The organism is Buttiauxella sp. BIGb0552 (assembly GCF_004366275.1).
In the GTDB taxonomy this organism is placed as follows: Bacteria; Pseudomonadota; Gammaproteobacteria; order Enterobacterales; family Enterobacteriaceae; genus Buttiauxella; species Buttiauxella gaviniae.
Genome location: NZ_SODY01000002.1, coordinates 14,007 through 36,108, shown reverse-complemented (window position 1 = coordinate 36,108; position 22,102 = coordinate 14,007). Strand labels below are relative to the sequence as shown.

Annotated in this window: 29 protein-coding genes; 22 read left to right on the top strand and 7 right to left on the bottom strand. The window is 49.9% G+C overall.

The window, feature by feature from the left end; all coding sequences use genetic code 11:
• The 7 genes from EDF88_RS04930 to EDF88_RS04900 form a co-directional block, all read right to left on the bottom strand.
• A complete protein-coding gene (locus EDF88_RS04930) occupies window positions 1-216 on the bottom strand; it encodes a hypothetical protein (RefSeq protein ID WP_134183359.1) in 216 nt (71 codons plus the stop codon).
• Complete coding sequence (locus EDF88_RS04925; RefSeq protein ID WP_134183357.1) at window positions 209-511, bottom strand: hypothetical protein; 303 nt, start codon at window positions 509-511, stop codon at window positions 209-211. Before EDF88_RS04925 ends, EDF88_RS04930 begins: the two co-directional genes overlap by 8 nt.
• A complete protein-coding gene (locus EDF88_RS04920) occupies window positions 501-758 on the bottom strand; it encodes a hypothetical protein (RefSeq protein ID WP_134183355.1) in 258 nt (85 codons plus the stop codon). Before EDF88_RS04920 ends, EDF88_RS04925 begins: the two co-directional genes overlap by 11 nt.
• The gene (locus EDF88_RS04915; RefSeq protein WP_134183353.1) at window positions 743-1,285 is read right to left on the bottom strand and encodes an HD family hydrolase; all 543 of its coding nucleotides are present in this window, start codon (window positions 1,283-1,285) and stop codon (window positions 743-745) included. Before EDF88_RS04915 ends, EDF88_RS04920 begins: the two co-directional genes overlap by 16 nt.
• Before the next feature lie 136 nt (window positions 1,286-1,421).
• Window positions 1,422-2,249 (bottom strand): DUF2303 family protein, encoded by an 828-nt coding sequence (locus tag EDF88_RS04910; RefSeq protein ID WP_134183351.1) that lies wholly within the window; start codon window positions 2,247-2,249, stop codon window positions 1,422-1,424.
• A 59-nt stretch (window positions 2,250-2,308) separates the two neighbouring features.
• On the bottom strand, window positions 2,309-2,680 hold the full coding sequence (locus tag EDF88_RS04905) for a hypothetical protein (RefSeq protein ID WP_064511909.1): 372 nt from the start codon (window positions 2,678-2,680) through the stop codon (window positions 2,309-2,311).
• Window positions 2,681-3,412: 732 nt separating this feature from the next.
• Window positions 3,413-4,051: a LexA family transcriptional regulator gene (locus tag EDF88_RS04900; RefSeq protein ID WP_134183349.1), complete on the bottom strand. Its 639-nt coding sequence runs from the start codon at window positions 4,049-4,051 to the stop codon at window positions 3,413-3,415.
• Between the two features lie 110 nt (window positions 4,052-4,161).
• Here EDF88_RS04900 and EDF88_RS04895 point away from each other — a divergent pair, with 110 nt between their 5' ends.
• From EDF88_RS04895 to EDF88_RS04790, 22 genes are all read left to right on the top strand, one after another.
• Window positions 4,162-4,359 carry a Cro/CI family transcriptional regulator gene (locus EDF88_RS04895; protein ID WP_134183347.1) on the top strand — a complete coding sequence of 66 codons (198 nt, stop codon included), beginning with the start codon at window positions 4,162-4,164 and terminating at the stop codon, window positions 4,357-4,359.
• A 28-nt stretch (window positions 4,360-4,387) separates the two neighbouring features.
• The gene (locus EDF88_RS04890) at window positions 4,388-4,966 is read left to right on the top strand and encodes a YmfL family putative regulatory protein (RefSeq protein ID WP_134183345.1); all 579 of its coding nucleotides are present in this window, start codon (window positions 4,388-4,390) and stop codon (window positions 4,964-4,966) included.
• Window positions 4,967-5,147: 181 nt separating this feature from the next.
• Window positions 5,148-5,846, top strand: coding sequence for a phage antirepressor KilAC domain-containing protein (locus tag EDF88_RS04885; protein ID WP_243839592.1), 699 nt, complete (start codon window positions 5,148-5,150; stop codon window positions 5,844-5,846).
• Window positions 5,847-6,989: a hypothetical protein gene (locus EDF88_RS24920; RefSeq protein WP_243839591.1), complete on the top strand. Its 1,143-nt coding sequence runs from the start codon at window positions 5,847-5,849 to the stop codon at window positions 6,987-6,989.
• On the top strand, window positions 6,986-7,474 hold the full coding sequence (locus EDF88_RS04875; RefSeq protein ID WP_134183341.1) for a hypothetical protein: 489 nt from the start codon (window positions 6,986-6,988) through the stop codon (window positions 7,472-7,474). The genes EDF88_RS24920 and EDF88_RS04875 overlap by 4 nt, the downstream gene beginning before the upstream one ends.
• Window positions 7,471-8,793: a phage N-6-adenine-methyltransferase gene (locus tag EDF88_RS04870; protein ID WP_134183339.1), complete on the top strand. Its 1,323-nt coding sequence runs from the start codon at window positions 7,471-7,473 to the stop codon at window positions 8,791-8,793. The genes EDF88_RS04875 and EDF88_RS04870 overlap by 4 nt, the downstream gene beginning before the upstream one ends.
• The gene (locus EDF88_RS04865) at window positions 8,790-9,839 is read left to right on the top strand and encodes a DUF968 domain-containing protein (RefSeq protein ID WP_134183337.1); all 1,050 of its coding nucleotides are present in this window, start codon (window positions 8,790-8,792) and stop codon (window positions 9,837-9,839) included. Before EDF88_RS04870 ends, EDF88_RS04865 begins: the two co-directional genes overlap by 4 nt.
• A gap of 15 nt (window positions 9,840-9,854) precedes the next feature.
• Complete coding sequence (locus EDF88_RS04860; RefSeq protein ID WP_134183335.1) at window positions 9,855-10,685, top strand: antitermination protein; 831 nt, start codon at window positions 9,855-9,857, stop codon at window positions 10,683-10,685.
• Between the two features lie 199 nt (window positions 10,686-10,884).
• Window positions 10,885-11,805 carry a hypothetical protein gene (locus EDF88_RS04855; protein WP_243839590.1) on the top strand — a complete coding sequence of 307 codons (921 nt, stop codon included), beginning with the start codon at window positions 10,885-10,887 and terminating at the stop codon, window positions 11,803-11,805.
• A 14-nt stretch (window positions 11,806-11,819) separates the two neighbouring features.
• On the top strand, window positions 11,820-12,392 hold the full coding sequence (locus EDF88_RS04850; protein WP_134183333.1) for a hypothetical protein: 573 nt from the start codon (window positions 11,820-11,822) through the stop codon (window positions 12,390-12,392).
• Between the two features lie 96 nt (window positions 12,393-12,488).
• Window positions 12,489-12,731 carry a class II holin family protein gene (locus EDF88_RS04845; protein WP_243839589.1) on the top strand — a complete coding sequence of 81 codons (243 nt, stop codon included), beginning with the start codon at window positions 12,489-12,491 and terminating at the stop codon, window positions 12,729-12,731.
• 2 nt (window positions 12,732-12,733) lie between these two features.
• Window positions 12,734-13,264: a lysozyme gene (locus EDF88_RS04840; protein ID WP_134183329.1), complete on the top strand. Its 531-nt coding sequence runs from the start codon at window positions 12,734-12,736 to the stop codon at window positions 13,262-13,264.
• A gap of 219 nt (window positions 13,265-13,483) precedes the next feature.
• Window positions 13,484-13,684, top strand: coding sequence for an Rz1 family lipoprotein (locus tag EDF88_RS25090; RefSeq protein ID WP_208326125.1), 201 nt, complete (start codon window positions 13,484-13,486; stop codon window positions 13,682-13,684).
• A gap of 166 nt (window positions 13,685-13,850) precedes the next feature.
• Window positions 13,851-14,138 (top strand): hypothetical protein, encoded by a 288-nt coding sequence (locus EDF88_RS04830; protein ID WP_134183325.1) that lies wholly within the window; start codon window positions 13,851-13,853, stop codon window positions 14,136-14,138.
• Window positions 14,139-14,212: 74 nt separating this feature from the next.
• Window positions 14,213-14,410: a hypothetical protein gene (locus EDF88_RS04825; RefSeq protein ID WP_134183323.1), complete on the top strand. Its 198-nt coding sequence runs from the start codon at window positions 14,213-14,215 to the stop codon at window positions 14,408-14,410.
• A 122-nt stretch (window positions 14,411-14,532) separates the two neighbouring features.
• A complete protein-coding gene (locus EDF88_RS04820; protein WP_134183321.1) occupies window positions 14,533-15,135 on the top strand; it encodes a hypothetical protein in 603 nt (200 codons plus the stop codon).
• A gap of 115 nt (window positions 15,136-15,250) precedes the next feature.
• Entirely contained in the window at window positions 15,251-15,592 is a 342-nt protein-coding gene (locus tag EDF88_RS04815) for a DUF2190 family protein (RefSeq protein WP_166671947.1), read from the top strand.
• A gap of 206 nt (window positions 15,593-15,798) precedes the next feature.
• A complete protein-coding gene (locus EDF88_RS04810) occupies window positions 15,799-16,287 on the top strand; it encodes a DUF1441 family protein (protein ID WP_134183317.1) in 489 nt (162 codons plus the stop codon).
• Window positions 16,287-18,392 carry a phage terminase large subunit family protein gene (locus EDF88_RS04805; RefSeq protein WP_134183315.1) on the top strand — a complete coding sequence of 702 codons (2,106 nt, stop codon included), beginning with the start codon at window positions 16,287-16,289 and terminating at the stop codon, window positions 18,390-18,392. The genes EDF88_RS04810 and EDF88_RS04805 overlap by 1 nt, the downstream gene beginning before the upstream one ends.
• Window positions 18,389-18,607: a hypothetical protein gene (locus tag EDF88_RS04800; protein ID WP_134183313.1), complete on the top strand. Its 219-nt coding sequence runs from the start codon at window positions 18,389-18,391 to the stop codon at window positions 18,605-18,607. Before EDF88_RS04805 ends, EDF88_RS04800 begins: the two co-directional genes overlap by 4 nt.
• On the top strand, window positions 18,604-20,106 hold the full coding sequence (locus EDF88_RS04795) for a phage portal protein (RefSeq protein ID WP_134183311.1): 1,503 nt from the start codon (window positions 18,604-18,606) through the stop codon (window positions 20,104-20,106). Before EDF88_RS04800 ends, EDF88_RS04795 begins: the two co-directional genes overlap by 4 nt.
• On the top strand, window positions 20,075-22,072 hold the full coding sequence (locus tag EDF88_RS04790; RefSeq protein WP_347876564.1) for a ClpP-like prohead protease/major capsid protein fusion protein: 1,998 nt from the start codon (window positions 20,075-20,077) through the stop codon (window positions 22,070-22,072). Before EDF88_RS04795 ends, EDF88_RS04790 begins: the two co-directional genes overlap by 32 nt.
• Window positions 22,073-22,102: the final 30 nt, after the last annotated feature.

The window sequence follows — 22,102 nt, the reverse complement described above, 5'->3', positions numbered from 1 at the left end:
TCACTCGGCCCCTTCCACTGAAACCTGCTTTGCCAGGCGCTCAGCTTCTCGAAAATCCCAATCTACGCGATGAGCGATATCGATAGCCGACCGGACGGCGTGTTCCACCATGATGTCTAATTTCTGGATAGTCATTGCTATGTCAGGATTGCGAGCCAGCAGTTCTGCTCTTTGAATCTGCCAATTGTTACAGCTTTCCAGTAATGAATTAGCCATTGCTGGTCTCCACTATCAGTATTTCGCGCTGATTGCAGGTGCAAAGGCGAAGATCATCAGCGATGCCGTACCAACGAAGGAATTTTCGACCGTCACTTGCCACTGTTTTCCACATCTTCCCTAGGTAAACACCTGATGGCACTGAGCTCGAATAATCGGCAAGGGCGCCGAACGTTTGGCTATCCATAACGGCAAACGTATCATCGATTAGAATCGCTTCTGCAGCAGGCTGTTGCCAGTGGCGACCTAGTGGGTCGGTCATGGGTGGAATATGCACGTCGATGTTATTGCTCATTGCCGGCTTCCCTTGCTTCGCTTTTAAATGCCGCATTATCAACAGCAAGGTTAACTACCTGCAGGTTCAACGCATCGCGCTCTTTCGTGAGAGCTTTACGCAGTTCTAAAGATTCAGTTAGGGCAGTAAAAGTCACACTTAGCCTAGTGGCGACTTCGCGCATTAACTTGGCTTCTGCTGGTGGCAGAGTTGGTACCGCAGCATAAGCGGCGGCGACCAGGTCTTTTACTTTCAGATGCATGTGCATGTGCGAAGCTCCATCAGTTCGTTGAAGCGGGTCATGAACAATCCAAAAGCCTGTCCAGGACGCAGTGGCACAATCTGGATCATGTCGCTGGTAGGGATACCCTCAAGTACAGGCCATTTGGTACCGTCATCAATGTCCAGATCCCGGCGTTCGGTAGCCAGCATTGTCAGGTCGGCATATTTCACGATAGCGGACTGTGTCAGTGGCAATTCGTACTTAAATCGAATAAGGCCGTCTACGAACGTTTCGATCCGTTGGTAGTCTGGAAGCAGGGCTTTAAGTGGCGCGGGAATATCCTGGCAATATGCCTCAGCCGCATCATGCATCAGCGCTTCAAATGCGAACTCAGGCGGTACCAACTGGCTGCACAATACGGAGTGTTGAGCCACGGAATAGAACTCTGGTAAATGACCAGCGAAGCGGCAAATATGCGATAACGCGGTGGCGATATCTTCAATCTCGATATCGTCAACGGTGGCGTTGGTATAATGAAAATGCTTGCCGGATAACGTCTGTATAAAACTCATCGGTATATTTCTCCATATATTCGCAGCTGCATCTGCGGTTGATTTTGGTTGCACGAATCCCTCGCCGGGTGGCGATTAAAAAAGGAATTACGCTTCACTAATTGCCCCAAACTGCAGGGCAATTAAGGCAGAGCAATTACGCTTTGAAGTTACCGATGAATGTTTCCACTGGTTTTTCGTTGAACTTGCCAATCAGCAGGTCACGGAATTCATTAGCGATAGCTTCTTCCTGGGCTTCCAGTTGGACGATACGCAGTACGAAACACGGCTCGCTACTTTTCAGCAGACTGTTACGCATGCTGAAGGCACGTTCACCCAGGCCTTCGTACGGGACACATTTGAACTCAAAGGCCACTGGCATAACGTCTTTGCTGCTGGCTTCGATGCTTTGCATCAGGGACTTTTTACCGCTGAAATCACCGTCTTCATGGTCAGCCTGTGTTGCCTGCTGGATAGTAATGCGGCGAACAGCTTGCGCGGCCTGGGCGATCGACATTGTCTTACCGTCAGCATCGAACGCAGTCAGGTAGTCACTCCAGTCTTCCAGCCACTCAGCGATTTGCTTCTGGCTCAAGCGGTCGCCATCGATAGTCAGTAGTGCGCGGAATGGGGCTGTTTTTTTCAGCTTGATGGTTGAAACGTTATCGGCGTGACCAGGATTATCGAGAGTGCCGATATTGAAGACAGAGCGGGCGCTCATGTTTTCCGCATCAATAAAGCAGCGTGCCGGTTCTTCAGCACTGGCATAACCAACAGAGTAACGAACAAAGTCATCGATGCTGGTCGTATCCATGGCGCCACGGAAGCGGAAACGCTCCAGGCGTAAATGCTCCAGACTTTGAATCTTTGTACCTTCAGGAAGAATGGCTGTTGGGCATGCAGCATCCTGAATATCATTAAGATGATAACCAGAAAGGACCAGGTCTTTTACTTGCTGGATAGCGCCGCCGTCTAATTGAGACATACAAAATTCCTTATAAATAAATTGGTAGAAGTAATGGCAGTGAATTAGTCAGTCGCGGTTCACTGAGCCGCTTTAAGCTTTCCGTCAGTAGCGCCGTTGATCCCGAAGAGTTGCCCCTGATCTTCCTGCAAGATGGTGAGCTTGCCGCCACGGTTAACCCACATAGGGGTTTCAGTGGTGTCTTCTTCCGTCGCCTTGCCGCGTGGAGTAGGGGTGGTGTACTGCAATTTGTGTTTGATTTTGACGCGCTTTTCTTCGACAGAGTTACCCATGCGTTCAATATCAAAAGTCAGAACCACTTTGCCTTTTCCGCCGTTATTCAGCGTGCCGAGTGCAGTGGTATTGAGTGAGGCGGCGATCTTATTCATGAATACGCCAGCATCCAGTTCGCCCAGGAAGTCGGGCACTACAGTCATGCGGTCATTGCTCATCGTTTTACCCTCGTAATGGCAGCTGCAACTGCCAGTTAGAAATCTCCATACACACGATTAGGTTGTGGTGCCGGGTGCCTCCCGGTGCTGTCTGGCGGCAAACCATCCAGCGATGACCTATACCGATAATGACTTGATGTTTTGCCTTTCATCGCGAGCGCTGAGCCGCATTCACCACAACGAAGAGAGCACTGCCGGTGTCCGAATTGAACGGACTTTTTCTCTGCCCATTGCCACTGTATCGTGGTGTCTGGAATCGAACCGGACATTAAACCTTGCTCGTCAATGCTCTCATCGTTGTGAAATCCGTTAACGGGGATCAGGCGACCTGTTTTTACGATTCATCCACCCCGGTTTAGCGGCGCCACCTCGCCGGGGTAGATGTAAAGTGCAGTTACGCTGCAAGACGGCTTGTTGGTATGCTCAGGCAATCATGTCCTGAATCGCGGGGTTTGCTCTCCGCCCCAGGTTCTCCCCGCTATGCTTTAGCGCGTAACCTGAGAAAAACGCCTTCAAGTCTTTCGGCTTTCGCCATGTTCTGTTCGAATCATTCGGTTTTCCATATGCCGCTGGCGCTACTTCTTGGGCGTCCTGCCTGTTCGTTTTGGTTGATTTGAAGTTTAATGATTCAAACAAAACTGTCAAGAATTAAGTTTGAATGATTAAACTTTATTGTTTGGGGCGAAAAAAAACCAGCTAGAAGCTGGTTTCTGGATGAGGAAGTTTGAAGTGTTAAAGCAAGTCCATCTCAACGCGAACGCAAACGCCAACTATTTCACACGTTGAATCAAGTGGGATGGGCCTAAACGCTGGATTTAGAGGCATCAAGTACATATTTGGGCCATCGATTGCCAGTTTTTTTACTGTTGTTTCATTGGTTCCATTGATGCGTGCAACCACAATTCTTCCATTGGCCGGTTCCACTTCAGGATCGACAATGACTATGGAGCCATTTGGTAATGACATTCCGCTACCAGAAGGCGCAGACATTGAATCGCCCGATACACGTAATGAGAAGGAGTAAGGGGATACCTTGGCTGTTGTTTCAATCCAGTGAGTAACCTCATCCCAATTATTTTCTATCATTTCTTTCCAACTACCAGCCTGAACTGAGGAAATTAAAGGTACGCGACGGCGCAAATCAGGGCCGGGCTCAGCATTACCAATAGTTTCTTCTACCAACCCACCCTCAGTTAACCAGCGTTCACTAACCCCGAGTACGTCTGCGAGTTTGCTTATGTATTTTGCAGATGGTTCTGTGCCTCCATTCACCCATTGGCTCACGGTGCCTTTTGACGCGCCTGTAGCAGCCATCAAATGAGTGCTTTTCAGCTTTAATGCCTTCATGCGCCGTGTAATGCGGTCGCTCATAGATTCAGTCTTCATGTTTAAAGAATTAAACAAAACAAGGTTTAAAATCTTGACTATTTTTAGTTTGAAACATTAAACTGTTTGTCATTATTCCCATCCTGGAGAGGGCAATGTTAAAGCAAGATTTAATTAATCATTTCGGTACAGCTACTGCGGCGGCAAAAGCTCTGGGCGTATCCAAGTCAACAGTGAGTCTTTGGAAAGAAATTGTTCCTTGGCAGTACGCACTACTCGCAGAAAAGCAAACCGATGGGGCACTTAAATACGACTCGGTGACTTATCACAAGCCTAGCGATTCAGCGGCATAACAGTAACCACAGAAATAAGGAGTGAACCGTGGGTAATGAACCTAAATGGAAATTTGAGAAACAGCCGCTTTGGCTGGTGGCAGCAATCAGGAGAACTATTGCTGATCTCCCGGGCGGCTACGAAGAGGCAGCTGAAATTCTGGGGATCTATAAGTCAGATGATGTAACCCCATCAGTTGATGCGCTGCATAACCGTTTACGCACTGATAGCGATCAGATATTTCCGCTTGGTTGGGCGATGGTTTTACAGCGTGCTGGTGGTACTCATCATATTTCCAATGCACTTGCTCGTGACGCTAATGGTGTTTTTGTCTCCCTCCCTGATACAGAAGAAGTTGAAAACGGGGATATCAATCAGAGATTGCTGGAGGCCATTGAACAAATTTCTCGTTATTCACAGGAGGTGAGAGAGGCAATTGAAGATGGAGTTATCGATCAGAGAGAAAGAGTAGCGATAAATGACGAACTTTATCTAGCGATTGCGAAGCTTCAGGAGCATTCAACGCTAGTTTATCGAGTGTTTTGCACCTCAGAAAAGAGTGACGCCCGCGAGTATGCAGCTCCGGGCGCCTTGGCGAAAAACTCTACGTTGTGTATGGAGAAATAATCCGCATGAGCAATTTAACCGAAAATTGTCATTTACCGCAACTAAGGATGCATCCGGTACCGGGCGCCCCGTCGTTTCGGTATGTATGCATGGTACGTGGCCAGTGGGTTTCATGTAACCACAGTAGCGCTTACATGATTGTGGGGGTATTCAACCGGAGGGCTGCGCAATGGTTCAGCAAATGAGTAACGCTGCGGCGTCTGCAGCGGTGTCTGTATTTTCTTCCGGCCTGGTAACTATGAGCAGTCGAGAAATCTCCGACCTGGTTGAATCGCGTCATGCTGATGTTTGCCGAACCATTGAGAGATTAGCGGCAGCTGGGGCCATTCAGGGGTATGCGCCAACGCCGTATACCCACCTTCAGAACGGGCGAACCTACAAAGAGTATCTGATTGGCAAACGCGACAGCTACGTAGTCGTTGCCCAATTATCTCCACAATTTACCGCTCGTCTTGTGGATAGATGGCAGGAGTTAGAAAACATAACTGCAGTCCCGCAAACTTTACCCGAAGCTCTTCGCCTGGCTGCCGATATGGCAGAGCAGAACGCACAGCTGGCTAACAAGGTTCAGCAGGACGCGCCAAAGGTCGCGTTCGTAAACCAATACGTCGAAGCCGGTGGCAATAAAAGCCTGCGTGAAACGGCGAAAATCCTGAACATGCCAGAGAAGGCGATGATTGACACTCTGGTCCGTGACAAGGTGCTGTTCCGTCAGTCGGGAAACCTGCTACCCCATGCCCTTCGTCAACGCGATGGTCTGTTTACGGTGAAAACTGGTACTTCTGATTTTGGTCACGCATTCACGCAGACTCGAGCTACGCCAAAAGGGGTTCAGTGGATAGCAGAACGCTACGCCTCTGAACTAATGGGGGATAGATAATTGAGTACGTTGATTCAATTATTAGACCGACCGATCGCCTACAACCCAGCTTTTGCAAAATTGAAGGTTGGCAAGGTGAAAGCGGGTCCGGTCGCTGCTGTTTTTCTTTCCCAGATGGTGTACTGGCATAACCGCATGGGTGGCGCGTGGATGTACAAAACTCAGGCTGATATTACTTCCGAAACAGCATTGACCCGTGATGAGCAGGAAACAGCCCGCAAGCGTCTTGTTGCGCTTGGCGTACTGGAAGAAGATCGCCGAGGCGTGCCAGCTACAATGCACTACCGTATCGATGCGGAACGTCTTGAAACTCTGCTGCTTGAAACTACGAAGTCTGTAAAAAAGGTAAGCCAGGACAAAACCAGAACGGGGAACTTCCAGAATGTGGAAACCCCGCAATCTGGATTGGTGCAACCCCGCAATCAAGAATGTGGCAATGCCGCAAACAAGATTGTGGAAACCCCGCGAACAAGTATGGGCGAACACCCCGAACAAGCCTGTGGGGATCCTGCAATCTTTCCTACAGGAGATTACACAGAGAGTACTCAGGAGATTACACAGGATAAAAAACCTCTTGGTCAGTCGCCGAAGGCAACAGACCCACAGCAGGTTGATACTCTGAAAATCGATTACCCCGCTGTGCTGGAGGCGTACCACACCACGCTGCCTGAAATGCCGAAGGTTCTGAAACTGACGGACAAACGCCGTAAGCACTTGCGCAAACTCTGGAAAGACTACGAGCTAACCGAGGACCGCTGGGGTGCATATCTGCGTTACATCTCCAAAAAATGCCGCTGGATGCTGGAAGACCGACCGGATATGACCTCTGGCAAGACTTGGCGCAAGAAAGATTTCGATTACCTGATAACCGAGGAATGCTACCTAAAAGTCAAAGAAGAGCGCGCTAACGACCTGCCAAAGGTAGCCAAAATCGATAGCGCAGAACGTGAAGAGGCTTTAAATCGGTTGGTTTCTCTGGGGCGCAAACCGAAGGGGCGTGTTGAAGAGCTGGCGATGATTGCATTTGGCAAATCACGTCTCCAGCGTGCCAACGAGGTAGTAGTTCGTGCCGCCTGGAAATCCATCTGGGCACAAGCATTAACTCAGGCTAGCGAAGAAGATCTTGCGAGGATTGCATCATGAAAGTGCAAATTCAAAACCTGATCCTTAATTTCATCAGTGAAAACCCGGGCACCCAGATCTCTGCGGTCGTTAAAAGCATGCCTGATGTTGATCGATCCTCGGTGTCTTCTGCGCTTACCCGCCTGACTATGCAGGGAAAAATTAACCGAAGGACGGGCAGTAATAACCGATTCTGCTACACCATCGCTGCAGGTGAACCTGTTCCTGTAGTTGCCATCTCTGCACCTGTCCATGTTCCAGCTGCGGTACCGAAACAGCAAATCATCAGCCCTGAAGAGTGGGAGCGCCGCTTTAGCAAAGCAGAAGAGCTGCAGCTCAAAGGATTATCACGCCGCGCAAACCAGGCATTTCTGGAATTACTCGATGTGACATCGGAAACAACGTTACGCGAGAAAATTGTTAGCTGCCGGAGCCGCTGTGGAAGCCGACCTTCTGGCGATAGCTCAACTGTGGCAGGTCACTTTGTGGGAGTGGGGTTGATATGACGAGTAATTATTGCAAAAACCTTGAGGCCCTTCGTTCAAAGGCGGCTCATGAGCTTAAAGAAGTGGGCGATCAGTGGCGTACACCAGATCACCTCTTCTGGGGTATTAACGCCATGTTTGGCCCGTTGGTTCTGGATCTGTTTGCAGACGATAGCAACGCAAAGTGTCCGACCTGGTATACAGCAGAAGACAATGCCCTGACGCAGGACTGGGCCGAAAGCCTCGCCGAGCTTGGAGGTGGTGCATATGCAAACCCGCCATACAGCCGCTCGCAGTATCACGAAAAACAGGCCGTTACTGGAATGACTCACATCATCAACCATGCCCTGGCGATGAGAGAAAAGGGTGGACGTTATGTGTTCCTGATCAAAGCGGCTACGGGGGAGGCATGGTGGCCGGAAGATGCGGACCATGTGGCATTTATTCGCGGGCGTATTAGCTTCGACCTTCCTTATTGGTACCGACCAGATGTAGGGCAACCGACCGAATCATCTGCAGGTTTTGGCGCAGTGATCGCCATCTTTGACAAGTCATGGCGCGGTGAGCGTTTCAGCTATATCCAACGTACGGAACTGGAGGCAAAGGGGCGGGCATTCATGGCACTGGCTCATTTTGCTGTAGGTAAGCCAGATGCACTAACCACTGTCCTTCCTGTTTCCGAACCAGCTCAGGTAGAAACGGAACTACCCCTGACCCAACGGGCCATTCTTGAAACCAGTGGTATCGAAACATGGGCATGCATTGTGGCTGCGTTCGGCAATAAAGAAGAATATACCTTCAGTGAGTCTAAATTTGCACATACCTGGGCTGCGGATTCAATCGATGCACCTGAATTCGCGAGGGTGTCCCCAATAACGATCGACAGGGCGAAACAGCTCATTTGTGAAAACATCCTCGTTGGCGTAAATGCCTGGCTGGAATCTTTGACATTCGATGATGAAGAAACCCGTGCAGATATGTCAGAGCGAATCCGCACAGTAGCTCTTGAATCATCGAGAGAGCACGGGATGTCTCATGCTGACTTTATATCGATCATGGAAAGTTTGGAAAAGGATAAATGGTCAAATATCCGCAATATCCGGGCTCACTTCCGCGAGAAAATCGAACCAAAGAAAGAACCTTTACATGAATCGCGCATCTGGCCACTGGAAGTAGGATTGATATTCAATCAACTGGTTGATACTGAAAATCTTTCAGTCCCACAACATGACATCGTTAAAGCGCGCATAAATCAGCTGTGGCTTGAGCGAAAGGATGCTGGCGAAATTATTGAGTCTGCTGGTGGCCTGATCTTAAGTATGCAGCCGGAGGTGGCATGAGGGTGATCCTTACCCCTGAAATTGCCCCGCGTCTCGGCCTGGCGCTATTCCGTCCAGGCTCTGATGTGATGGCTCTTTTCCATCAGGGGCGCGTGCTGATTGAATCTGTTCCCGAGCATTTAAAGCATCTGCCATCCGGTATTGTACCGGCGGCACCACAACCGCTATCTGGTGATATAGCGCTACTACCTTTTTTCACCAATGCGCGAGTGATTCAGGCTGCTGGTGGCCTTTCGACCCTTAACGCATCCCTCCTCAGGGAGAATGGTTGTCAGTATCCGCACGGTGATTACCACCACCCCGAAATGGTCATCATGTCTTATCCACCGGGTTCAATTCGCGTTTGCTGGCATTGCGATAACAAGGTGCGAGAGCAGGCAACAGAGCTACTTGCGGACCTAGCGCATCGGAACGTGGTGGAATTCGTCATTGCTTCAGCACTGCGTAACCTTGGTTTTGATGATACTCACCAGCTGACGCTGCCGGAACTCTGCTGGTGGGCGATACGCTATGACCTGGTTGATTGCCTGCCTGAAGGGATGGCTCGTAAAGCATTGCGAAAGCCGGAAGAGCCGTTCCTGTCCGTATATAAAGAGAGTGACATTGTGCCCTCACTTCCGGCCACCAGCATTGTGAAGGAGAAAGTGAAAGCGGTCAGTGCAGTAGTTAGAGATCACGCAGATACTCTCGAAGAGCCGGTTAAACCCGTCCTGAAACTTATCGCTGATCCGGAAAGCCCTGAATCATTCATGCTGCGACCGAAGCGGCGTCGCTGGATAAATCAGGTATATACCCGATGGGTGAAAACTCAATCCTGCGAATGCTGCCGCCGACCTGCTGACGATCCCCACCATATCATCGGGCATGGTATGGGTGGTACAGCCACAAAAGCCCACGACCTCTTCGTGATCCCTCTGTGCAGAGAGTGTCACGACGAATTGCACGCCGACTTAGCAGCATTCGAACTTAAGTATGGAACCCAGCTTGAACTGGTGTTTCGTTTTCTGGATCGCGTGATGGCAATTGGCGTAATAGTTAAAGCGTAAGTGTATGGAGACCGTATGAACCTTGAATCATTACCAAAATTTTATTCCCCAAAGTCACCAAAGCTGAATGATGTCGCACCGGCTACTGGCGGTGATGCACTGACTATTACAGATGTTATGGCAGCGCAGGGGATGGTGCAGTCTAAAGCGCCGCTGGGCTTTAATTTGTTCCTAGCGAAGATGGGGATTCAGTCACCAGAGCCAGCTATTAAAGGCCTATTTGATGCAGCCAGTACTATGGAGTCCTGCCGCGCGGTATCAGCGTTACCGGAAGACAAGCGGCACAATGTGCTTAATGTGTTGGCTATTTTTGCCTTTGCTGATTACTCGAGAAGTGCGGCCAGTGTCCGTAAATGTGTATGTTGCTGTGGTGAGGGATTTATTGAGTCCCGTAAGTTCGTTATGAACCAGCTAGCCGCAAAGCGTGAAACTGTCACATCGTTCGAACGTGGGGATCTCCCAGCGAGTATTACGCAGATGGATGGTCGTGAAATGATCGCCCGCCACTCATATTACGAGATAACCAAATGCTTATGCCCATCTTGCCAGGGTAAGAAGACGATAAGTAATTCCTGCCGGTGCCATGGAAAGGGCAAGGTACTGGATGAAGAACAAACGACATTGCGTGGGGGTGTCCCTGTTTTGAAAGACTGTGATAAATGCTCCGGAAGAGGGTATAGCCGCCTGAAGTTTTCAACCGTAATGGAGGCATTAGTTTCCGTCTGGCCTGAGCTAAAGAGAAAAGTGGCATATGAACAAGTGCGGCCTTTCTTTGAGTCATTGGTGACGCGCTGCCTTCAGGAAGAGGCCGGAGCAGAACAGGCACTGAATCAGGTGACAAAATAACTCATGCCCATATAGCAATAATAATTAAATACTATTGCTTTTAGGGGAAAAATAGACTAGATTTCTCCCAACGATGGGCTTTGTATGTCTAACGTTAATCAACCCGCTTCGGCGGGTTTTTTGTTTTGTCTCACTTTATCTTTTCTTTTTTTAGGTTAAGTTGTTAGCAGGGAAAACCATAAATTATAAAGGTCTATCTGTGTTATCAACTTATGAAAGATGGGTGTCATTTTTCGATTTTGCATTTAAACCGACGCACGCAGCGGCACCGGACATCCCAATTACAGAAACGCTGAAGCGACTAAAGCTTCTGGTTGACGCTGGGAATGCAGTCAAACTTTACAACGTTCGAACGCGGGCTGTCCGCATAACGGAAATGACCTATAACGAAGGTGATACAGAGGCAGTTTTATTGCTTCAGCTTTGCGACCAAAATGGTTCGGACCCTGTGTTTGGAGAATTAAACACCGGAAACCTTAGGGTTGAACCCAAACTTGCTGGTGAAGGTATTGCAGTTTCAAGCCATATCATTATTTCGACTGCGATAGTTCAGCACACGGCTGATCATCATAAGACGCTGGTTGAATCCGTTCCCGGTATTAGCAAGTCAATTATTGAGCCATTTCTCAATGCGCTGCTGCGTGAGGCATTTGTTGGGCAGGAGTTTAAAAACCCAGCAACGAAAGCTATGTGCCGGCTTCGTCCGAAGCTAGAAATTTTATCTCATGGCTCTCAAACACTCCTGGATACCCTTAATGGCGCTCGTTTGCATAACGTTAAATTAGTTAGCACGCGTAAATTAGGGGGCATGGATAAAACAGCTTACACTGAGCTTTCAGAGCGCTCGGTAAGATATAAAATTATTAAACAGCCGCCGCTGCAAGATAAAAAAAGATTGCTTGAGATCTTGAGAAAGAAGGGTCAGCAATCTGGCTATACCAAGGTTTCCATCAGTTACTCTAAAGATGGTCGACAGGCTAGTCTTGACTTAGATAGAAACGAAGATGCGGCAACTAAGCTTTTCACCAAAAGCGAAAAAGTACTCTTGGGTAGTGGGATCAACCAATGCGAAAGCACCATTCATCCGGAGCTGGAAACTAAAATGAAAGGATTGCTATAAGTTGAGGTTTCGTTATGAAACTTTTTTCACCGTTAAGCTATCTCCGCATAGAACATGAAGAAAAGAGATGGTACGACTATAAAATCCCTGTGATCGGGGCATTGATAGTGATGCTCATATACTATTTTTGTCCTAATCAGATACCCTTAGTGGGTAGTAGTGGTCTCTTGGTTCAAGTGAACGGGCTGTTACAAGTGCTCATCGGATTTTATATCGCTGCCCTTGCTGCCGTATCTACGTTTACCAATTCTACAATCGATGAGGTCATGGCTGGAGATCCTCCGACACTGGTTGAAGAATACCGCGGTACGAAATTGAGGGTGGAACTTACCAGAAGACGATTTGTTTGTTATCTCTTCGGGTACCTAGCCTTAGCAAGCTTTGTGTTATTTTGCTTAGGGTTAGTTTCTATTCTCATTGGTAAAACTGTCTCTATCTGGTTGGCCGGTTCTACTTCCGTAGAATCCTTACTGGTATTGAAGACCGTATTTATTGGATTGTACTCAGTTATCCTCATCAACATTATTACCACTACGTTGCTTGGCTTGTATTTTCTTTCTGTCAGGTTTCATCAGTCTTCGTTGTAACGCCCCATCACCATTTAGAGGCCACCCAGTAGGGTGGCCTTTTTTATTCCCACCACACAGCACCCGCAACTAGCGAGGTGAGAGATGCACAGAATCATGCCTGATAAAATTTTCTCAGCGGCCACGTATTGCACCTCCGGTGGCCTGATTTGCACAGGGCTCGCGCAGGCATACGACTGGTTTCATGGTCTGGACTGGAATTTTATTGCGCTGGTCAGCGGTATCCTCATCGGTGCCGTCACTTACTTCACCAATCTCTATTTCAAGCGCCGCTGGACGAAGGCTTACGAAAAGGCTCTGACTCGCGGGAATCTGGTTCCCCCTCCTCAGGATGACTGACCATGGCCACAACGAAAAGCAAACTCAGCGTAGCCATGCTGGGCCTGCTGGCTGCTGGAGCAACCGCTCCGGTGTTAATGAGCCAGTTTCAGGATGAAAAAGAGGGTACCAGCCTGGTTTCTTATCCTGATGCTGGTGGGGTGTGGACTATTTGCGGTGGCGTTACTCGCGTTAATGGTAAGCCGGTGGTCAAAGGCATGAAGCTGACTCGAGAGCAATGCGGCAAGATCGATAAGGTTGAGCAAGCAAAGGCTTTAGCGTGGGTTGATAAAAATATCCATATACCATTAACCGAACCTCAGAAAGTTGGAATAGCTTCATTTTGTCCGTGGAATCTTGGTTCTGGAAAATGCTTGCCGTCTGGTTTTTTACGCAAGCTAAATGCTGGAGATCGCCTTGGTGCATGTGAAGAGATAAAGCGCTGGATATGGGATGGCGGGAAAGATTGCCGCATCAAATCAAATAACTGTCGTGGTCAGGTTGAGCGCCGCGAACAGGAATCAGAATTGACATGCTGGGGGCTGGATAAATGAAACCCAGTTACCAGCTTATGATTGCATTGTTCGTTGTTAGCCTGGCTGGTGGCTTGATCTGGAGTGCTGACCACTACCACACCAAATATCAGGATGAGAAACAGCGTGCTGATAAAGCAGAGAAAAGCCTCGACCTGGCGAAGCAGACAATTAGTGATATGCAGACGCGCCAGCGTGATGTTGCTGCGCTTGATGCGAAATACACGGGAGAACTGGCTAATGCCAAAGCGACTATTGAACAGTTGCAGCGTGATGTTGCTGCTGGTAATAAGCGGCTGCGCCTCGCCGCCACCTGCCCAGGTGTGTCCTCAACCAGCAGCACCACCAGCGTGGATGATGCTACCAGCCCCCGACTTACTGACGCCGCTCAACGGGATTATTTCACCCTCAGAGAGCGAATCGAAACCAGCGGCAAAATGATTGCTGGATTGCAGGACTACATCGCGCAGCAGTGCCAGAACCAAAAGGGGAAATGAATGGTGTTGTGTTCACATTCCATAGCGGGAAAATGCAATTTGTGAAAATGCTTTATTAGGATAAATCCCATGTGTAATCTGTAATCTCTTATTTTAAAAAGGAGATTGTTATGTCTGAGATGAACTTTGAAGCCATTGGGCGTTGTGAGTATTTACGCAATGAGTTATCAAATATAGTTAGCAAAAGGCATACCGCCTATAGTCGAATGACTAGCGCCTATAATGCGCGTGGTAGTAGCCATGTGTATGATTCAATTACAACAACTGATATTGAGAAAATGCAATCAGCATTTGAAGAGTTGAAGTCTCTAGAAGTTGAAATGCTTAAATTAGTTGCTGAATACAACGAATGGGCCCCTCAAGCGGGTAAGAGTCTGATAAGGCAATCAAAGTATTAACCCCCTCAGAGAACACTTCAAAAATTGAGCCTCGCAATAGCGGGGCTTTTTTACGACCAAAGAGAGAAAATATTATGATCGTAGTCCTGACAGCCGAGCAGATTGAAGAGCTAGCCACGTTTGCAAAAGAAGATGGCCAGCCACGCTACACGATTACTCACGGCACCATCCCGGAGTTTGAAGCTGACGATGGGACTATGGTTCCGGAGTATAAAGGCTTAATTGCTTATTCCGAATCGACACAACACGGCGTACTGCAGTTGGACGAATAGGCCATTCCAAAGCTCATCTGCGGGCGGGCTTGATAATGACATTAAAAATTTTGGGCTCAACTATAATGAGTTTTAAGTGCTAACAGCGTAAATTAACTCTATTCAAGTTGTTGGAGAGAGTTATGTCTGTTGATTATCTTGCATACGAGACGATGCAAGCGGCAAAGGAAACCGCACTATATACTTACTGGATTATGCTTGGGACATGGTTAGCCGGGATCGCTACATCAGCAGCAGTAATTATAACGCTTTATGTGACTTACAATCAGAAGCGTGTGAGATTGAAGTTTGATGTTGCAGAGAGAGTTGTTGTTAGCCCGTTATCTGTTGTTGGAGACGCTAACTCCACAGGTATTTCTTTTACAATTACCAACTTATCCAGTTTCCCTGTAACTGTTAGTAAGATCGGTTTAGGCAACTTCAGATTTCCATGGCAAGAAAGCAAATATTGGTTTCTTAAAATCGATAGACATCCATTGGGTAACCAATTGCTCATGAAAATTGAGCAAGGTGAGCAATGCCACCTATGGATTCCATTAGATGACCGTGAAGATGACTGGTATAAATACTTATCTGAGATTATTTCGAAGGCTGATTTAACGCCTAATAAAATGCGAGTATTAATTTCGACTACTTTTGGAAGAACACCTCGCTTTAAATTTTCAAAACAAATACAAGAGAAGTTGAATGATGCTCAAAAGCAAATTCCGAAGCCAAACGTTTAAACCAATAAAATACTCGCTGTAATAAATTAAATTCTCTATGAGCCACCAGCTAACCCTGGTGGCTTTTATGTTTCTGTCATTCAAATCAAGGTATATCTCGCTAGAGGGCAACACTATGGCTAAGAACTACTATCAGGATGGATCCACTATGGACTGGAAGAACGGTACCACAAAGGATGTGGTATCTGGACAGCCCGTCGTTGTCGGGGCGATTATCGGCATCGCACAGCATGATATCCCTGTCGGTGTCAGCGGTGTGCTGATGATGACCGGAGTATTTAACCTGACCAAAGTCACCACTGAAACATGGCAGCGCGGCGCGCGTCTATACCTTACTGCTGATGGCAATCTGACTGCACAGGATAAGGATGGCAGCAACCCTAACACCTTCGCTGGCACGTCGTGGATCACCACTAACAATGGCGATACCGAAGGTCACGTCCGCCTGGGCTTCTGACCTCGCCAATCCCAAAAGTCAATCAAATGATATTCATCCTCACTTGAAAAGGTACTCCGGGGATCCGGCCTGCCACGAGGCGGCGGGCACGCGGAAAACGGCTAGTTTTCATGTTTTAGGGTCATCATCATCATGTGCGTAAGTTGCTGTTTTCTAAGAATGGCAATTTGCAAAGATGTCGAAACGTTCAGAAAGTGTTCACCATCATGGACCAGGAAGTAGCTACCCAGAAACTCAACATCAATCAGCTCGCGGGAATTACTGGCGTTCATCGCCAGACCGTCGCCGCCCGTCTTAAAAACGTCCCTCCGGCACCCGGCAGTAACAGCAAACTGAAGCTCTACCTCATCACCGATGTGTTAACTGAGCTGATGATCCCGAGCGTTTCAGTATCCACTGAAGATATGCAGCCATCCGACAGACTCTCGCACTGGAAAGCCGAAAACGAACGTCTCAAGTTTGAACAGGACACAGGCCAACTGATTCCGGCTGACGAGGTGGCGCGTGAATTTTCAGTTATGGCAAAAGCCGTGGTGCAGGTTCTCGAAACACTGCCGGATATCCTGGAGCGTGACTGTGCGCTGACGCCTGTCGCGGTGAGCCGGGTGCAAAGCGTTATTGATGATTTACGTGACCAGATCGCCCAACGCGTTCTGGACGCTGAACCGGAGGAGGAAGAGCCAGAGGAGGACTGATGGCGAAGCGGGCATCTGCCCGGGGCATCCGTAGGGATGTGCCTGGAATACTTCGTGCCCCAAGCCGCATGCTGGTGGCCGATGCGGTCAGTGAATACATGCGCGTGCCGATGGGAGCCGGTAACTCTGTCCCATGGGACCCGAACTTAGCCCCGTATGTCATCGAGCCAATGAACTGCCTGGCGTCGCGTGAATATGATGCGGTGGTATTTGTCGGCCCGGCGCGAACCGGCAAGACGATTGGCCTGATTGATGGCTGGGTGGTTTATAACGTTGTCTGTGACCCGTCCGACATGCTGATTATTCAGATGACGGAAGAGAAAGCGCGTGAGCACTCCAAAAAGCGTCTCGATCGTACTTTTCGCTGTAGTCCACAGGTAGCGAAACGACTCAGCCCAAGGCGTAACGATAACAACGTTTACGACCGTACATTCCGGGCGGGCAATTACCTCAAAATAGGCTGGCCGTCAGTCAATATCATGTCCTCATCGGACTACAAATGCGTAGCGCTCACTGATTATGACCGTTTCCCGGAAGATATTGACGGGGAGGGTGATGCCTTTTCACTGGCATCGAAACGTACGACCACCTTTATGTCCTCTGGGATGACGCTAGTGGAAAGCTCACCAGGGCGTGATATTCGCGATACCAAATGGCGTCGCAGCTCAGAGCATGAAGCGCCACCTACAACCGGGATTTTATCTCTTTATAACCGCGGCGATCGCCGTCGCTGGTACTGGCCTTGCCCGCATTGCGGTGAGCATTTCCAGCCCGAGATGAAGGCCATGACCGGGTATCGCGAAATCAGCGATCCGGTGAAAGCCAGTGAAGCTGCTCATATTATCTGCCCGTCTTGTTCAGGTGTGATTACTGCGGATATGAAACGCAGTCTGAACATGAAGGGCATCTGGTTGCGGGAAGGTCAGGAAATAGACCGTGAGGGCAACGTAACGGGTGAGGCCCGTCGTTCTCGTATCGCTTCGTTCTGGATGGAAGGCCCGGCAGCCGCATACCAGAGCTGGCAGCAGTTGGTTTACAAACTTCTGACCGCCGAGCAGGAATATGAAGTCAACGGCAGCGAAGAAACACTCAAGACGGTCATCAATACCGACTGGGGATTGCCCTACCTGCCGCGCGCCAGCCTCGAGCAGCGCAAAGGCGACGAACTTCAGCTGCGTGCGGAGTTGGTCGAGAAACGCAGGGTTCCGGCTGGTGTGCAATTTATGGTGGCGACCGTCGATGTTCAGGGCGGTAAGAATCGCCGCTTCGTTGTTCAGGTCATTGGCTATGGCGCCCAGGGTGAGCGCTGGATTGTCGATCGCTACAACATCACGCAATCCATGCGCTGTAACCCTGAGGGTGAAAGTCTGCACATTGACCCCGGTAGCTATCCAGAAGACTGGGATTTATTGCGCACTGATGTCCTCGATAAAACCTGGGCGCTTGATGGCGAACCCGGAAAGCGGATGAGCCTGCTGGCAATGGCAGTGGATTCCGGTGGTGAGGATGGTGTTACCGACAACGCCTATGAATTCTGGCGCCGCTGCCGCCGTGACGGTATGCAACGCAAAGTCTGGTTATTTAAAGGTGACAGCCAGACACGCAGCAAACTGATCACCCGCACATTCCCGGACAATACCGGCCGCTCAACCCGTAGGGCAAAAGCGGCTGGCGATATCCCACTTTACCTTCTCCAGACCAATGCTCTTAAAGACCGGATCAACAATGCGCTGTGGCGTGATGTGCCGGGGGCGAACTATGTCCACTTCCCGGACTGGCTGGGCAGCTGGTTTTACGATGAACTGACCTATGAGGAGCGTTCTGTAGATGGCAAATGGACGAAGCCCGGTAAGGGCGCTAACGAAGCGTTTGACCTCATGGTGTATGCGCATGCTCTGGTCATTCTCCACGGCTACGAAAAGATTAAATGGCCTGATGCGCCGGAATGGGCGCGTCGTGAAACCTATCTTGTGGATGAACCCACAACAGATGCGCCGGTTGTGGCGGCAGTTGCGAAACCGCTACCGCCAGTATCTGCAACAAAGACAAAGAAACCTGCCAGTGAATCGGCATGGGCACCATCTAATTCAGGAGGCTGGGTGTGACGCTTAATGATATTCAGGACATGATCCGACGCTACACCGAAGCTGAAATGGCAATCCTTCAGGGTAAGTCCATCGTTTTCAACGGTCAGCAGATGACAATGGAAAACCTGAGCGAGATTCGCAAAGGTCGCCAGGAGTGGGAGCGAAAATTAGCTACGGCCAATGCGACTAATAGTGGTCGAAGTGGATTCAAACTGGCGAGGTTCTCGCGATGAGTTCACTCGACAATCTGATCGGTTTGTTCTCTCCTGGCTGGAAGGCCGATAGGCTCAAGTCCCGCATGATGATCCAGGCTTACGAGGCGGCATTACCCACTCGTACACACCGGGCAAAACGGGAAAATCGTTCGGCTAATCAGCTTACTCAATTTGGCGGACGTTCTCTGCGAGAGCAGGCCCGCTGGCTCGACTGTAACCATGATTTGGTTATAGGGCTGCTCGACAAGCTCGAAGAGCGCATTGTGGGAGCAAAGGGGATCATCGTTGAACCTCAGCCATTACTGAAAAACGGAGGGCTTGCCAACGCGCTGGCTGCTGATATTCGTGCTAAATGGGCCGAGTGGTCAGTTTCACCTGAGGTAACGGGGCAATTTACACGTCCGGTACTCGAACGTCTGATGGCGCGAACCTGGTTACGTGACGGGGAAGTTTTTGCGCAGTTGGTGAGTGGCACCGGAAATGGCCTGGAGCCGGTTGCGGGTATTCCTTTCTGGCTGGAAGCGCTGGAGCCTGATTTTGTGCCGATGGAGCGTAGCGAACCGGCCAACAAATTATGCCAGGGTGTCTATCTCAACGACTGGGGCCGACCAACCCGGTACCTGGTATATAAAAACCTGCCAGCCGAAGGTATGAAGCAGGGCGACACCAAAGATATTGGTGCTGACAAAATGTTGCACCTCAAATTCATGCGCCGTCTTCATCAAATCCGTGGGAATTCATTGCTCGCTGGTGTCCTGATGCGCCTGTCCGCACTCAAAGAATATGAGGATGCGGAATTAACGGCGGCACGTATTGCCGCTGCGCTGGGTATGTTCATCAAAAAAGGTGACGGACAGTCCTACCCGGACGATGACGTCGGCTCACGTGAACTGAACATTGAGCCGGGCATGCTGTTTGATGATCTTCGCCCTGGTGAAGATATCGGGATGATTAAATCAGACCGGCCAAATCCTAACCTTGAAACATTCCGAAACGGCCAGCTGCGTGCAGTAGCAGCAGGTTCTCGCGGCAGCTTTTCCAGTATCGCCCGTAATTATGATGGCACCTACAGCGCCCAGCGACAGGAGCTGGTGGAGTCCACGGAAGGGTATTTCATTCTGCAGGATGCCTTCATTGCCGCTGTGACCCGTCCGATGTACCGCGCCTGGCTGAGTATGGCAATTGCCTCCGGGCAAATCACCGTCCCGGCTGGTGTGGATAAAGAATCGCTCTACAGCGCGGTATTCTCCGGTCCGGTGATGCCATGGATTGACCCGGTTAAAGAGGCTAATGCCTGGAAAATACTGCTACGCGGTGGGGCTGCAACCGAAAGTGAATGGGTGCGTGCCCGTGGCGCGAATCCGGATGATGTGAAACGACGCCGTAAAGCGGAAGTCGATGAAAACCGTAAACAGGGGCTGGTGTTCGATACCGACCCGGCTAATGACAAAGGAGCCACCAGTGGCCAGGAAGAAAAACCGGGTAATGAACCGCCCGAAAGCCAGCGCAAAAAATAGCTGGTTCCGGATGCAGGCACAGGAAGGTAACTCCGCCGACATCTATATCTACGATGAAATCGGCTACTGGGGTGTGACGGCAAAACAGTTCGTGGCCAACCTCAAAGCGCTGGGTGATATCACTCATATCAACCTTCACATTAACTCCCCTGGTGGCGATGTCTTTGATGGCATCGCCATTTTTAATGCCCTGAAACACCATGGCGCGTCGATTACCGCTTATATCGATGGCCTGGCGGCATCGATGGCATCAGTCATCGCCATGGTGGGCAATCCGGTCATTATGCCGGAAAACACCATGATGATGATCCACAAGCCGTGGGGCTTCACGGGTGGTGACGCGAACGACATGCGTGATTACGCCGACTTGCTGGATAAGCTCGAGGGCGTACTTATCCCGGCTTATATGGCAAAAACCGGAAAGTCTCAGGAAGAGATTGCCGCCATGCTGGAGGACGAAACCTGGTTATCCGGTGCTGAATGTCTGGCGCTGGGTTTTGCCGACGAAGTTACTCCATCCCTTCAGGCAATGGCCTGTATTCAGTCAAAACGTATCGAGGAATTCGAGAAGATGCCACGCACAATCCGCAACATGATCACCCCACCACGTAATACAGCGCAGCGTGACCCGCAGCCAACTATCACCCAGCCGGTGACCACTGCACCGGAGAACGCCAACGCAACTGACATTCGCCAGCAGGTGATTGCCGAGCAGAAGGCCCGCGTAAACAATATCCAGGATTTGTTTGCTATGTTCGGCGGTAAACACCAGGAACTTCAGGCTCAGTGTGTGGCTGATGTTGAATGTTCGGTTGAGCAGGCGAAAGATAAGCTCTTAGCAGAGCTGGGCAAGAGCGCGACGCCTTCCAACAAGTCGACGCAGACTCAAACCCAGGCACATGTGTACGCTGGCAACGGTAATTTTGTCGGTGATGGTATTCGTCAGGCACTGATGGCGCGTGCAGGTTATGAAGACATGCAGCGGGATAACGTCTACAACGGCACAACTTTGCGTGAGCTGGCGCGTATGTCGCTGACTGAGCGCGGTTTCGGTGTGGCCTCCTATAACCCGATGCAGATGGTTGGCTTTGCGCTGACTCACAGCACCTCTGATTTTGGCAATATCCTGCTGGATGTGGCGAATAAGGCACTGTTGCAGGGCTGGGATGAATCAGCTGAAACCTTCGAGCAGTGGACCAAAAAAGGCCAGCTGTCTGATTTCAAAACAGCACATCGTGTGGGCATGGGCGGCTTCCCGTCGCTGCGACAGGTCCGTGAAGGTGCCGAGTACAAATACATCACTACCGGTGATAAAGGTGAAACCATTGCGCTGGCCACCTACGGTGAGATTTTCTCTGTTACCCGTCAGGCGATCATCAACGATGATCTCAATCAGCTGACCGATGTGCCGATGAAAATGGGCCGCGCAGCGAAGGCCACCATCGGCGATCTGGTTTACGCGACTCTTACCGCCAATGGCAAATTGTCTGATGGTAAAACGCTGTTCCATGCCGATCATAAAAACATGGCCACCGGCGCTATCGATATCAGCAACCTCGACAAAGGTCGTCAGTTGATGCGCACCCAGAAAGAAGGGGAACGAGCTCTCAACATTCGCCCGGCTTATATTCTGGTACCAGTGGCGCTGGAAACTACCGCTAACCAGACCATCAAGTCTGCGAGCGTAAAAGGGGCTGATGTGAATGCCGGGGTGATTAACCCAATCCAGAACTTTGCTGAAGTTATTGCCGAAGCGCGTCTGGATGATGCTGATCCGGCAGCATGGTATCTGGCTGCCGCTCAGGGAACGGACACCATTGAGGTGGCATATCTGAATGGTGTTGATGCTCCGTACATTGATCAGCAGGAAGGCTTTACCACTGACGGTATCGCCACCAAAGTGCGTATCGATGCGGGTGTGGCGCCACTGGATTATCGTGGTCTGGTGAAATCCTCCGGTAAGTAATCAACACTACCCTCCAGTGGCCCGAAAGGG

Excerpts from the sequence above, each read along its gene's own strand:
- EDF88_RS04930 (WP_134183359.1), bottom strand. The coding sequence starts at position 216 with ATGGCTAATTCATTACTGGAAAGCTGTAACAATTGGCAGATTCAAAGA.
- EDF88_RS04925 (WP_134183357.1), bottom strand. The coding sequence starts at position 511 with ATGAGCAATAACATCGACGTGCATATTCCACCCATGACCGACCCACTA.
- EDF88_RS04920 (WP_134183355.1), bottom strand. The coding sequence starts at position 758 with ATGCACATGCATCTGAAAGTAAAAGACCTGGTCGCCGCCGCTTATGCT.
- EDF88_RS04915 (WP_134183353.1), bottom strand. The coding sequence starts at position 1,285 with ATGAGTTTTATACAGACGTTATCCGGCAAGCATTTTCATTATACCAAC.
- EDF88_RS04910 (WP_134183351.1), bottom strand. The coding sequence starts at position 2,249 with ATGTCTCAATTAGACGGCGGCGCTATCCAGCAAGTAAAAGACCTGGTC.
- EDF88_RS04905 (WP_064511909.1), bottom strand. The coding sequence starts at position 2,680 with ATGAGCAATGACCGCATGACTGTAGTGCCCGACTTCCTGGGCGAACTG.
- EDF88_RS04900 (WP_134183349.1), bottom strand. The coding sequence starts at position 4,051 with ATGAGCGACCGCATTACACGGCGCATGAAGGCATTAAAGCTGAAAAGC.
- EDF88_RS04895 (WP_134183347.1), top strand. The coding sequence starts at position 4,162 with ATGTTAAAGCAAGATTTAATTAATCATTTCGGTACAGCTACTGCGGCG.
- EDF88_RS04885 (WP_243839592.1), top strand. The coding sequence starts at position 5,148 with ATGAGTAACGCTGCGGCGTCTGCAGCGGTGTCTGTATTTTCTTCCGGC.
- EDF88_RS04875 (WP_134183341.1), top strand. The coding sequence starts at position 6,986 with ATGAAAGTGCAAATTCAAAACCTGATCCTTAATTTCATCAGTGAAAAC.
- EDF88_RS04870 (WP_134183339.1), top strand. The coding sequence starts at position 7,471 with ATGACGAGTAATTATTGCAAAAACCTTGAGGCCCTTCGTTCAAAGGCG.
- EDF88_RS04865 (WP_134183337.1), top strand. The coding sequence starts at position 8,790 with ATGAGGGTGATCCTTACCCCTGAAATTGCCCCGCGTCTCGGCCTGGCG.
- EDF88_RS04860 (WP_134183335.1), top strand. The coding sequence starts at position 9,855 with ATGAACCTTGAATCATTACCAAAATTTTATTCCCCAAAGTCACCAAAG.
- EDF88_RS04850 (WP_134183333.1), top strand. The coding sequence starts at position 11,820 with ATGAAACTTTTTTCACCGTTAAGCTATCTCCGCATAGAACATGAAGAA.
- EDF88_RS04845 (WP_243839589.1), top strand. The coding sequence starts at position 12,489 with ATGCCTGATAAAATTTTCTCAGCGGCCACGTATTGCACCTCCGGTGGC.
- EDF88_RS04840 (WP_134183329.1), top strand. The coding sequence starts at position 12,734 with ATGGCCACAACGAAAAGCAAACTCAGCGTAGCCATGCTGGGCCTGCTG.
- EDF88_RS25090 (WP_208326125.1), top strand. The coding sequence starts at position 13,484 with ATGCCAAAGCGACTATTGAACAGTTGCAGCGTGATGTTGCTGCTGGTA.
- EDF88_RS04830 (WP_134183325.1), top strand. The coding sequence starts at position 13,851 with ATGTCTGAGATGAACTTTGAAGCCATTGGGCGTTGTGAGTATTTACGC.
- EDF88_RS04825 (WP_134183323.1), top strand. The coding sequence starts at position 14,213 with ATGATCGTAGTCCTGACAGCCGAGCAGATTGAAGAGCTAGCCACGTTT.
- EDF88_RS04820 (WP_134183321.1), top strand. The coding sequence starts at position 14,533 with ATGTCTGTTGATTATCTTGCATACGAGACGATGCAAGCGGCAAAGGAA.
- EDF88_RS04815 (WP_166671947.1), top strand. The coding sequence starts at position 15,251 with ATGGCTAAGAACTACTATCAGGATGGATCCACTATGGACTGGAAGAAC.
- EDF88_RS04810 (WP_134183317.1), top strand. The coding sequence starts at position 15,799 with ATGGACCAGGAAGTAGCTACCCAGAAACTCAACATCAATCAGCTCGCG.
- EDF88_RS04805 (WP_134183315.1), top strand. The coding sequence starts at position 16,287 with ATGGCGAAGCGGGCATCTGCCCGGGGCATCCGTAGGGATGTGCCTGGA.
- EDF88_RS04795 (WP_134183311.1), top strand. The coding sequence starts at position 18,604 with ATGAGTTCACTCGACAATCTGATCGGTTTGTTCTCTCCTGGCTGGAAG.
- EDF88_RS04790 (WP_347876564.1), top strand. The coding sequence starts at position 20,075 with ATGAACCGCCCGAAAGCCAGCGCAAAAAATAGCTGGTTCCGGATGCAG.